The sequence below is a fragment of the Pseudophaeobacter profundi genome (assembly GCF_029697505.1).
In the GTDB taxonomy this organism is placed as follows: domain Bacteria; phylum Pseudomonadota; class Alphaproteobacteria; order Rhodobacterales; family Rhodobacteraceae; genus Pseudophaeobacter; species Pseudophaeobacter profundi.
In genome coordinates this window covers 12863-24729 of record NZ_JARJEF010000018.1, presented here as the reverse complement: position 1 = coordinate 24729, position 11867 = coordinate 12863, and the positions used below count along the sequence as shown (strand labels likewise).

General features: G+C 58.8%; 10 protein-coding genes. 8 read left to right on the top strand and 2 right to left on the bottom strand.

All coding sequences use genetic code 11. From position 1 onward, the window contains the following. Window positions 1-9: 9 nt before the first annotated feature. The 8 genes from P2081_RS18980 to P2081_RS18945 all read left to right on the top strand — a co-directional run bounded on the left by P2081_RS18980 (window position 10) and on the right by P2081_RS18945 (window position 8932). Entirely contained in the window at window positions 10-498 is a 489-nt protein-coding gene (locus P2081_RS18980) for a bacterioferritin (RefSeq protein WP_278924367.1), read from the top strand. A 37-nt stretch (window positions 499-535) separates the two neighbouring features. Continuing rightward, complete coding sequence (locus P2081_RS18975; RefSeq protein ID WP_278924366.1) at window positions 536-1438, top strand: MBL fold metallo-hydrolase; 903 nt, start codon at window positions 536-538, stop codon at window positions 1436-1438. An 18-nt stretch (window positions 1439-1456) separates the two neighbouring features. Further along, window positions 1457-3136, top strand: a complete 1680-nt coding sequence (locus P2081_RS18970; RefSeq protein ID WP_278924365.1) for a bifunctional protein tyrosine phosphatase family protein/NAD(P)/FAD-dependent oxidoreductase — start codon at window positions 1457-1459, stop codon at window positions 3134-3136. Window positions 3137-3230: 94 nt separating this feature from the next. Continuing rightward, window positions 3231-4967: a SulP family inorganic anion transporter gene (locus P2081_RS18965; protein ID WP_278924364.1), complete on the top strand. Its 1737-nt coding sequence runs from the start codon at window positions 3231-3233 to the stop codon at window positions 4965-4967. Continuing rightward, window positions 4964-5563, top strand: coding sequence for a class I SAM-dependent methyltransferase (locus P2081_RS18960; RefSeq protein ID WP_278924363.1), 600 nt, complete (start codon window positions 4964-4966; stop codon window positions 5561-5563). Before P2081_RS18965 ends, P2081_RS18960 begins: the two co-directional genes overlap by 4 nt. Window positions 5564-5796: 233 nt before the next feature. Beyond that, complete coding sequence (locus tag P2081_RS18955; protein ID WP_278924362.1) at window positions 5797-7029, top strand: HlyD family efflux transporter periplasmic adaptor subunit; 1233 nt, start codon at window positions 5797-5799, stop codon at window positions 7027-7029. After that, entirely contained in the window at window positions 7026-8198 is a 1173-nt protein-coding gene (locus tag P2081_RS18950; RefSeq protein ID WP_278924361.1) for an FtsX-like permease family protein, read from the top strand. The genes P2081_RS18955 and P2081_RS18950 overlap by 4 nt, the downstream gene beginning before the upstream one ends. Before the next feature lie 11 nt (window positions 8199-8209). Then, window positions 8210-8932 carry an ATP-binding cassette domain-containing protein gene (locus P2081_RS18945; protein ID WP_278924360.1) on the top strand — a complete coding sequence of 241 codons (723 nt, stop codon included), beginning with the start codon at window positions 8210-8212 and terminating at the stop codon, window positions 8930-8932. A 443-nt stretch (window positions 8933-9375) separates the two neighbouring features. Here P2081_RS18945 and istB read toward each other — a convergent pair whose 3' ends face one another. After that, window positions 9376-10140 (bottom strand): IS21-like element helper ATPase IstB, encoded by a 765-nt coding sequence (istB, locus tag P2081_RS18940; protein WP_278924359.1) that lies wholly within the window; start codon window positions 10138-10140, stop codon window positions 9376-9378. Window positions 10141-10154: 14 nt separating this feature from the next. Continuing rightward, window positions 10155-11693 carry an IS21 family transposase gene (istA, locus tag P2081_RS18935; protein ID WP_278924358.1) on the bottom strand — a complete coding sequence of 513 codons (1539 nt, stop codon included), beginning with the start codon at window positions 11691-11693 and terminating at the stop codon, window positions 10155-10157. Window positions 11694-11867: the final 174 nt, after the last annotated feature.

Below are 11867 nucleotides of genomic sequence, written 5' to 3'. Positions count from 1 at the left end.
AGAAGTAATATGTCGAATACAAAAACGATCGAAAACCTGAACATGGCCCTCAAGATGGAGCTGAGTGCGACCCATCAGTACCAGATGCACGCGCATGTTCTTGAGGATTGGGGCCTCGTCGGTCTGGCAGAGCAGATGCGTGAAGAACAGGCCGAGGAACTAGGGCACTCGGATCTGTTTCTCGAACGGATCCTTGCGCTGAAAGGGAAACCCCAGATCGCATTCCAGAAGCAGCCTGTTCAGGTGAGTTCCCTGAAGGAAATGTTCGAAACGGACTTGGCGGACGAAGAAGAAGCCTTTGCTTTCTACAAACGCGCCGCCAAGGACGCTGCTGTAGAAGATGACATCGGGACGCGTAAGCTGTTCGAGCAGATCGCAATGGACGAGGAAGGCCACAAGGCTTGGCTTGAACTGCAACTCGATCTTCTCGAACGGTTGGGAGAAGCCCTTTACAGCGCACGCTTCCTTACATCGGGCGAGGCCGGTGGAGGGACCTGAACCCACTGTCAGAGATGTTAAAAAATGGAGTAAAAACGTGTCAGATATTCTATACAAGGTGTCGCAATCCTGCGGGCCAAACAGCCCAACTGTCGTCGGTTTCTATGAGCCCGATACCGGAAGCTGCCAGTACATCTGCATTGATGAGCAAACGCGCAAGTGCGCGGTCATCGATGTTGTTCAGGAGTTCGATCCCAAATCCTTTGCGACCGGTTTTGACCATGCCCAGTGGGCGTTGGATTACATCGCCAACAACAGGCTGGAGCTGGTATGGATACTCGACACGCATCCCCATGCGGATCACTTCATTGCGGCCAGCTGGTTGAAGGACAAGACCGGCGTACAGACGGCCATTGGAGAAAAGGTGCGCGACATCGCAAAGCTTTGGCGCGGCTACTACAATCTGCCCGATGCCTTTCCGATCGATCCGGACTTCGATCACCTGTTCGCGCACGGCGACACGTTCAAGATCGGCAATCTGGACGTCAGCGTGATGCTGTCGCCGGGCCATACGCTCGGCTCTATCAGCTATGTGGTCGGCGACGCCGTCTTTGCCCATGACACGCTGATGCAGCCGGACGCGGGATCGTCCCGGGCAGACTTTCCTGGTGGTTCGGCGTCGGAACTTTATGACAGCATCATGGCCATCTTCGACCGCCCCGACGATCACCGGATTTTCATTGGCCACGACTACGGAACCAAGAATCGGGAAGAACCTGCTTGGGAAAGCACAGTTGGTGAACAGAAGGCCGACAATATCCATTTGGGGGGGGGCGTTTCCAAGGAGGATTTCGTCAAGGTGCGTGAGGAACGCGACGCTACACTAGCATTGCCGAACAGAATGCTCGCCGCTTTGCAGGTCAACCTGCGCGACGGACGTTTGCCTGCAGCCGAGGATGACGGCCACAGCTACTTGAAAATGCCAGTGAACAAATTCTGATCGGGAGGATCAAATCGAATGCAAGTCAACAAGATAACAGACAAGGTCTCTGCCAGTCCCCAGATCGTTGCAGATGATGTGGCCGCCCTGAAAGCGGCAGGCTTCAAGGCGATTATCTGCAACCGGCCGGATGGTGAAGGATCTGACCAGCCGTCATTCGCCGAAATCGAAAATGCCGCAAAAGAGGCTGGCATGGAGGCGCGCTATGTACCTGTTGTGGCGGGCAAGATCAGTGACGCCGATGTCGCCGCTTTCGGTGCAGCTCTGAAAGACTTGCCTCGCCCGGTTTTGGCTTACTGCCGGACTGGTACGCGATCTGCAACGCTGTGGTCATTCCACGAGTCCCAGAAACGCCCGATGCCAGAAATCCTCGCGGCGACGCAAGCCGCCGGATACGACATGAACGGTGTGGCGCGTCGTATTGCCAACGGCGGCAAGACACCGACTGATACGGGCGATGCCAAGTTTGATGTTGTGATTGTCGGGGCGGGCGCGGGCGGTATTTCCGTTGCTGCCAGCCTGCAATCGCGCAAGTCGAACCTGTCGCTCGCAGTGATCGATCCTGCCGATATCCATTACTACCAACCCGGGTGGACGATGGTCGGCGGCGGTATCTTCGAAGCGCAAGAGACCGCAAAAACCATGGGCTCGTTGATCCCGCGCGGGGTCAAGTGGATCAAGGCTGCCGTTGCTGCGTTCGAGCCCGAGAAAAACGCCGTCATCCTCGATGGGTGTCGCGTTGTAAAATACGACCGTCTGGTTGTTTGTCCCGGTTTGAAGCTTGATTGGGGACAGGTCGAAGGCCTTGAGGATACGCTGGGCCGGAATGGCGTGACCTCCAACTATCGGTACGATCTAGCACCTTACACTTGGCAGCTGGTGCAAGAGATGAAGACAGGCCGCGCGATCTTCACCCAACCGCCGATGCCGATCAAATGTGCGGGCGCACCGCAAAAGGCGATGTATCTGTCAGCTGATGCCTGGTTCCGCAATGGAGCACTAAAGAACATCGACGTGCAGTTCATGAATGCTGGCGGCGTGCTTTTCGGGGTGAAGGACTATGTTCCCGCCCTGATGAAATACGTCGAGAAATACGATGCGTCGCTGAACTTCTTCCATAACCTCATCTCTGTCGATGGCCATGCAAAAAAAGCGACATTCAAGGTGGCGAAGCCCGAAACTGAGCCAACTGAGGTCACAGTAGAATTCGAAATGATGCACGTCTGTCCCCCGCAGGTGGCGCCAGACTTCATCCGCGTTTCGCCCTTGGCCGATGCGGCTGGCTGGGTCGATGTGGATCAGGCAACGTTACGCCACAAGACTTTTGATAATATCTGGTCGCTGGGCGATGTCATGAACGCACCGAACGCCAAGACAGCGGCAGCGGCACGGAAACAGGCGCCAACGGTGGCCGAGAACATCATGGCCGACATTGTCGGTCGTTCGGCTGTTGCGCAATACGATGGCTATGGCTCCTGCCCCTTGACCGTTGAACGCGGCAAGATCGTTCTGGCCGAGTTTGGCTATGGCGGTGTGCTGAAACCCAGCTTCCCTTCCTTGCTCCTCGATGGGACGAAGCCAAGCCGCGCGGCATGGTTTCTGAAGGAAAAACTGCTACCGCCAATTTACTGGAAGGCGATGCTTAAGGGTAAGGAATGGATGGCCAAGCCCGAGAAGCTCAAAGTTGCAGCCGAGTAAATGAAAGACCCTATTGCGCATACCCTCGCTTTATGCGCGATGACCGGCGGGCGGAGCGGGTTCGCTCCGTCTGTCCCTTTATCTGGACGATAAAATGATCGAACATCTTCGCCGCTACATCCCTGTCTTGGACTGGGGCCGCACTTACGACCGCAACGCTTTTTCGAACGACATGATCGCGGCGGTGATCGTGACGATCATGCTGATTCCGCAATCGCTTGCCTATGCCCTGCTGGCAGGGCTGCCACCTGAGGCGGGGATCTATGCATCGATTGCCCCGATCGTCCTCTACGCGATCTTCGGAACAAGCCGGGCGTTGGCCGTTGGACCCGTTGCCGTTGTCTCGCTTCTTACAGCGTCTGCTATCGGTCAAGTAGCAGAGCAGGGGACAGCGGGCTACGCAGTGGCCGCGCTCACTCTTGCATTCTTGTCAGGCGGAATCCTGATGCTGATGGGTGTGTTCCGGCTTGGGTTTCTCGCCAACTTTCTAAGCCACCCGGTGATTGCGGGTTTCATTACTGCTTCCGGAATCCTGATCGCTACAAGCCAGCTCAAGCATATTCTGGGCGTGAGCGCGTCTGGACACACTCTGCCGGAAATGCTCGGTTCGATCTTCGTGCATCTGTCCGAGATCAATTGGATCACAGTCGTGATTGGCGTTGTGGCGACCGGCTTCCTGTTCTGGGTGCGCAAGAACCTCAAGCCAACACTCCGACGGCTTGGCACACCTAACCTGATGGCCGACATCCTGACAAAGGCCGGACCGGTGGCAGCCGTTGTCACGACGACACTGGCTGTTTGGGGCCTTGGCCTCGACGGTCAAGGTGTAAAGATCGTGGGCGACGTGCCGCAAAGCCTGCCGCCCCTGACGTTGCCCGGCCTCTCGCCCGATCTTGTCAGCGCACTTCTGGTGCCCGCAATTCTCATCTCGGTCATTGGGTTCGTGGAATCCGTATCAGTGGCACAGACCCTGGCCGCCAAAAAACGCCAACGTATCGATCCCGACCAGGAGCTGATCGGCCTCGGTGCTGCGAACCTTGGCGCGGCGTTTACCGGGGGTTATCCTGTCACCGGCGGATTTGCGCGCTCGGTCGTGAACTTTGACGCCGGGGCTGAAACTCCTGCGGCCGGGGCATTTACGGCGATCGGCCTCGCGATTGCTGCGGTGGCCCTTACTCCGCTGGTCTACTACCTGCCAAATGCGACGCTTGCGGCGACCATTATCGTTGCGGTTCTGAGTCTTGTAGACCTCTCGATCCTTAAGAAAACTTGGGGATACTCTCGCGCCGATTTCACTGCAGTCGCAACGACGGTCTTCTTGACCCTCGGCCTTGGTGTCGAGATCGGTGTAGCTTCTGGCGTTGCAATCTCGGTCCTGTTGCATCTCTACAAGACATCACGTCCCCACGTCGCAGAGGTCGGCCTGGTGCCGGGAACGCAGCACTTCCGCAATATACACCGGCACAATGTCGAAACGGATCCCGCGCTCGTCTCTCTTCGTGTGGACGAAAGCCTCTATTTCGTGAATGCCCGGTTCCTCGAAGATTTTGTACAGAAACGTGTCACCAATGGCTGCGATGTTCGGAACGTGGTTTTGATCTTCTCTGCGGTGAACGAAGTCGATTACTCCGCCCTCGAAAGTCTGGAAGCGATCAATCACCGGCTGAAAGACATGGGCGTTGCTCTGCATCTCTCAGAGGTTAAAGGTCCCGTGATGGACCGATTGCAAAGGTCTCACCTCCTTGATGGCCTGAATGGGCGTGTTTTTCTGTCACAATACGATGCCTGGGAGGCTTTGGTTGGCAACATCGTTCCAAAGGCGGCTGAATGAGCGATTGGGACGATCGATACAAGGGAAGTGCTTACTTCTACGGAACAGAGCCGACGAACGCACTGCTGTCCAATGCGCACTTATTCCCGGCCTCGGCACGGGTGCTGTGCGTCGCCGATGGGGAAGGGCGCAATTCGGTTTGGTTGGCGGAAAATGGGTATCAAGTAACGGCCTGGGATGCATCGGGAGTTGCCGTTGAAAAGGCGCGGAAACTGGCAGCCAAGCGGGGCGTCGATGTTTCGTTCAGCGTGGCAGATGCTGCAGACTATGATTGGTCGGCGGCACAATACGATGTCGTGGTTGGAATCTTCATTCAGTTCGCAGCCCCTGAACTGCGGGATCGTATGTTTGAGGGGATGAAGATTGCGACGAAATCGGGGGGCCTGATCTTTCTGCATGGCTATGGCCAAAGGCAATTGGAATACGGCACAGGTGGGCCGCCTTGTGCCGATTTTCTCTACACTGAAGATCTTCTGCGTAATCGGTTCAGCGATATGCTCGTTCATAAGCTGGAAGCTTATGAGGTTATCCTTTCGGAGGGCGTGGGACATTCCGGTCGATCAGCGGTCATGGATTTGATCGCGAAGCGTCAATGAACTGGCCGACTATGAGGGCCAGCTGGGCGACCTGATTCAGGCTGTCGCCCACGACATATTGCTGATGGCGATGGCCGTGTGGGGCGGGAAGCATTCCTCGCTGTTACGGACGAGTGGTTCACCCAACTCGACAAGAACGCCGATGATGGCATCACCCTTGATGACTTCATCATGTAAGTACGCAAGGGCGGCGGACCCCGCCGCGCAAGATGGCAACGCGAAGGACATTTAACATGCCTACCAAAGATGCTCACGATCTACCGCTCGATCTGGGCTTGGCGTCTGAACCCACCGAGCACACCCGGCAGAAAAAGCGCCGCTTTTTCCGTAAGCGCTACCTGCTTGTCCTGCTGCTTCCGGTGTTCATGTTCTCTGGTGGGGTGATTGGCATGTACTACCAGCCGACCGGACTGCAAAAGTTCTATGCTCTAACTGGCCTGCAACCCGGTGGCGGGGCCGATAGCCCAATTGCGCTGCCCCCCGAAATCGAAATGCCGGAGGAGATGGCCGAAACGCTGTTGCCGACGGATGTAGTCGGGCTGGCCCGGTTGATGCCACGCGGCGATGTGGCAATTGTGGCGGCTCCATACGGGGCTGGCGACGCGCGGGTGGCCGAGCTTCTTGTCGCGGTCGGCGACAGGGTGACCCGTGGCACGTCGGTTGCGCGGCTCGACAATGCTCAGGCCTTCGAAGGGGCCGTGTTGATGGCCGAGGCCAATCTTGCTGTGCGGCAGGCAACACTTGCCCAGACCCGAAGTGCGGTTGCCGCCAGCCGGGCCGAGGCGCAGGCGACACTTGATCAGGCGCGTGCGTCCGCGCGCGAGGCTGATCGCAATCTCGCGCGCACCGAAGATCTTGCAGACCGCGGCGTGGCGACTGATGCGACTTTGGACGCCACGCGCACGGCGGCAGAGGAATCCGCACTTGCAGTGGCGCGCGCGCGGGCCACGCTGGCACGCTTTACGGCCCTTGCCCTGGATGACCAGCCAGATGTCGTCGTCGCGGCCCGCAACGTGGCTGCCGCAGAAGCCGAAATGACGCGCGCCCGGATGGACCTTGCCCGCGCCGAGGTGCGCGCGCCTATTGATGGCACGATCCTTGATATTCATGCAACACCGGGGCAGCGCCCGCCCGCCGAAGGGATCATGGAAATGGGCGATATCAGCCACATGATGGCCGAGGTCGAAATCTGGCAGGACAGGGTTGCCGCCGTTGCGGTTGGCCAACCGGTTGAGCTGGCGGCCCCCGCGCTGGGGCAATCCTTGCGTGGGACGGTGCAAGGCATTGGGCTGACCGTGGGACGCCAAGGGTTGATTTCCGATGATGCCGCTGCCAATTCCGATGCACGGGTGATTCGGGTCCTTGTCTCACTTGATGACGGATCTTCAGCCCTTGCCGCGCGCTATGTGGGACTTGAGGCCGTTGCGCGCATTGATACGGGTGCGACAGCGCGGATCGGACAATGAGCCGCCTTCTGCAATGGGTGTTTGGCCGCCTGCCAATAGGCTGGCTGCAACTGACCCACAAAAGGGGCGGTTTTATAGCTGCGCTTTCTGGAGTCGCCTTTGCCAATGTACTGGTCTTCGTCCAGTTGGGGATCATGAACTCCATGGCGACTGCCACGCTGCGCCCCTACGATTTCTTCCTGGCCGATATCATGATCTCTGCCGCCGATGCCAATGCGTTGGCCGAGGGCGGGAATGTCGCGCGGCAGTGGATGTTGCAATCTTTTGCTGACTCGGACGTGATTGCCGGCATGGGGCTGTTCGTCGGCAATGCCCCGTGGGATCGGGGTGACAAGGACATCACCTTTACCACCTTCGGCGTAGATCCCGGCCAGCCGGGGTTTCTGGCACCTGATATCGCCGGGGATGCAGTTTTGTTGCAAGTGCAGGACGTGGCAATCCTTGATCGGTTGGCCCGTGGCCTTTCGCGCGAGGATGCCGCCGCGATCCGCCCTCAAACGCCACTGTCTTTCGAGACCCAAGGCCGTACGCTCACTGCTCTCGACACCTTCGCGGGCGGAGGTGGTTTTGGGGGGGATGGTTACATGCTGGTTTCCGACCAGACTTTTCTGTCTTTGTTCGCCTCTCGCACATCGGGAGCACCGGACCACATTCTTTTGCGTCTGCGCTCTGGTGCGGATGTTGCGGTTGTGACTGAACGCCTGCGCGGCCTGATCTCGGACGATAAGATCCGGATCCGCAGCTTTGCTGAGGCGGCACAAGAGGACCTGCGCTATCAGCAAACACAGCGGCCTACCGGTGTGATCTTTGGCTTTGGCGTGCTGATTGGCGTTCTGGTCGGGCTGGTCATCGTCTATCAGGTGCTTTCTGCAGATGTCGCTGATCACCTGCGCGAATACGCGACCTTCAAGGCCATGGGCTATGGTCCCTGGTTCTTTCTGAGCATTGTCGTCGAAGAGGCGCTGGTTCTGGGCATCCTCGGGTTCCTGCCGGGTCTTGCCGTCGGCACGGGGATCCTCACGCTTATGGGCAAGGTGACGACCCTGCCGCTTGCGATGACGCCGGGCATGGCGGTGATCGTGTTTGCCGGAACGGTGATCTTTTCTGTCCTGTCCGGTGTGATTGCCACGCGTCGCCTCGCGGCTGCCGATCCTGCCGACCTATTCTGATGGAGGTGCCGATGAACCGTGACATGATCGTCGAGGCGCACGGGCTGAACCATTGGTTCGGTACCGGAGAAGCGCGCAAGCAGGCCTTGTTTAACATCAATCTTGCACTGCCGCGCGGCAGTCTGACCGTGCTGATGGGGCCATCGGGATCAGGCAAGACGACGGTGTTGACCTTACTGGGATGCCTGCGTGCGGTGCAGGACGGCTCGGTGCAACTGATGGGGCAAGAACTGTGCGGTGCGACAGAGGCGGAACTGACCGCGCTGCGCTGGCGACTTGGCTTCATCTTTCAATCCCACAACCTGCATGAAAGCCTGACCGCATTGCAGAATGTGATGATGGGCGTGCAGGTCCGCACCGGCGTGAAAGACGACCTGACCCGCCGCGCCGCTGCACGCGCCCTGAGCCTTGTTGGCCTATCTGATCGCGTGGATTATCTGTCGGCCAATCTGTCCGGCGGACAGAAACAGCGCGTCGCCGTTGCCCGGGCGCTGGTCGGCAATCCTGCCATGGTCCTGGCGGACGAGCCGACTGCGGCACTCGACAAGGACAGCGCTGCAGAGGTTGTCGATCTGCTTAAGCGGCTTGGGGCAGAGCGAGGCACAACAACGCTGCTTGTCACCCACGACAATCGCATCCTTGACCGCGCCGACCGCATCCTGACGCTGGAGGATGGCCGGATCGTTGCCAGCAAAGTTAGTACGGGTGATGATCTTGATGAAACGCTTGAGTGAGAACTCCAAGCTGCGCACGCCATAGATCGGAGCATGACCGCCAAAAGGAAAACCGCTGGTTCTTCTGTTTCATAGGTTTTGACAGTGTGCCGACTTGACAGCCCGCTACCAGATGCGGGTGCAGCGCACCCGTTCGGCAGGTCGCACAAGTCGATTGTGTTCCATGCGGATCGAAGCGGTCGCGACAAAGAACAACGCACCGGTGATCTGGTAGATGACGACATCGGGGTTAGCGGCCTGCTGCTTGTAGTACTCGCCGCGAGGGTGGGCGCTGTCGGCTTCGTCGCGGTCGGCAAAGGCACCGTCCTATGCAACCTCGGTTGTGCGGTGCGCATTTCGCGGAAGTTGGGCAGTGATTTCGCGTGATCTCGGGCACGCATTTCACGGCATCGCGGGCAGCCATTTCATGCCCTCGGGCAGGCTGGCCAACAGGTGATATAGAGTCAGGGCGCGACGCCCTGGTCAAGCGTTTTCATCGTGCTCATTTTTCTGCGCATGCTGTCGCCGATGAGCGTCAGGCGGTGTGCATTATGGACAAGGCGGTCAAGGATGGCATCTGCGAGGGTAGGATCTCCGATCACCTCGAACCATTGATCGACAGGCAGCTGGCTGGTCACAATGGTCGAGCCACGACCTTGGCGATCATCGAGGATTTCAAGCAGGTCGCGACGCTCGGTCGGTGACAGAACTGACAGCCCCCAATCATCGAGGATCAACAATTCAGTGCGTTCGATCGCCTTGAGGACACGGGCATGCCGCCCATCGCCTCTGGCAATGGCCAGCATCTGGAACAGGCGGGGCACGCGGTGATAAACGACGCGCCGGTCATCGCGGCAGGCCTTGTTTTCGAGGGCGCAGGCAATCCAGCTTTTTCCCAAGCCTGTTGGGCCAGTGATCAGCAGATTCTCATGGCGGTTGATCCAGCCACCATCGATCAGATGCGCCATGACACCTGCATCGATGCCGCGCGGGCTGCGCATATCAATATCTTCAACGCAGGCTGCGTGACGCAGGGCGGCAAAGCGCAACCGGGTTGCCAGTCTCTTGGCGTCACGCTCTGCTGTTTCGCGATCGACAAGCAGGCCCAGCCTTTCTTCGAAGCTGAGGCTTTCGAACATGGCGCCAGCGCGGCGCTGCTCGTGCAGGGCCTGTGCCATACCGGTCAGCCCGATCGCCTCCAGGCGGTCGCAAGTAGGATGTGTCAGCAAGGGTCGTCTCCTTTTCAGTGATAATATTTCTGGCCGCGGATGTTGGGGTGTTGCAGCGGCAGTTCGTCGGGTTCTGGCTCCATGAAAGCCTGATCAAGGCCGGTCTTCAGGATGGAACGGATGGATGAGACCGACCGAGCCTTGATGCTGATCCCGCGACGACACGCAGCATCAATCCGCTGCGGCTCAAAGCTTCTGGCCAGCGACAGTATGCCCAGGCAGGTCCGAAAGCCCTGCTCGGGATGCGGCCTGTCCTGCATCACGATGTCGCAAAACGCAGCTACCGATGGTCCCAGCTTTGCAGCACTGCTCAGGATCCGCGCAGGCGACCATTCCGCATAGCGGCGGTGGGCCGAAGGCATATGCTCTGGCACCGTGATATGGCTGCGGTGTCCGGGGTCGCGCATGTGACTGGCGACGCGGGTGCCACGATGGAAGACTTCCACGGTTCTGTGGGTGATGCGCGCGTCAACCACCTGCCGGATCAGGCTGAACGGCACAGAATACCAGCAGCGATCCACCTCGATGTGATAATCCGGCGCAACACGGGCACGTTTCCAGCGCGCAAAGACATAGGGTTCTGCTGGCAATGGCTGCAGGTTCGGGCGATCGAGCGTCGCAAACAGATCCGCCCGGCTTGCCCCATAATCGCGCATGACACGCATGTTCAGTTCGTCCAGCAACGGCCGGATGGCGGCATTCAGCTCTGCCAGCGAGAAGAACCTATGATTGCGCAACCGCGCGAGGATCCAGCGTTGGGCAACCTGAACGGCCACCTCAACCTTGGCTTTGTCTTTGGGTTTGCGCACGCGCGCCGGCAGAATCGCCGTGCCGTAATGTTCCGCCATTTCAGCATAGGTCCGGTTCAAGCCGGGATCATACCGGTCTGCCTTGATCACAGCTGACTTGAGATTGTCGGGCACGACGACCTGCGGCACGCCGCCCAGATAAGCGAACATTCCGACATGGGCCGCAATCCAGTCCTCAAGCCCTTCGCTGGCGACAGCCACAGCGTAGGTATAGCTCGAGGCACCCATCGCCGCGACAAACAGCTTGGCCTCGCTGATCTCCCCCGTAGCCGGATCGACAATGTCGATCGTGTCACCCGCAAAATCGATAAATACCTTCTCGCCGCCGACATGTGATTGCCGCATGCTTGGCCGGACGCGGCCCTTCCACGCCTCAAAATGGGTGCAAAACCAAGTGTAACCAAACCCATTGGGGTGCTGCGCACGATATTCCTGCCACAGCAATATGCGGGTCACGCTGCGCCGGCGCAGCTCTTTGTCCACCGCCGCCCAATCCGGAACCGGACGGTCCGGATCGGATACATCTGACGCGTTTGGAAACAACAACAGCTCGAGGCTGTCGTCATCCAGACCTTCCGGCAGCGGCCACGCCAAGCCAGCGTCACGCGCGCGGCGCAGGTAGGTCCCAACACTTCCTTTCCCAAGTCCCAGCGACGCGGCAATCGCACGCTCGCTCAGCCCTTGGGCAAATTTCAATCTCAATACGTCCCGAATACGGCGCATGGTCAAACGTCCTGTCGGCATTCCGATCCTCCTGTTCTTCAGGAGACGGAGTAACTGCAGTTCGTTGGCCAGTCCTGCCCATGATCGCGTGAAATCAATGCCCGCGATCGCGTGAAACAGGTGCCCGCCTTCCCGTGAAATCGCTGCCCACGATCAGCTGAAATCAGTGCCCGCCATCATGCGAAACGCGCATGC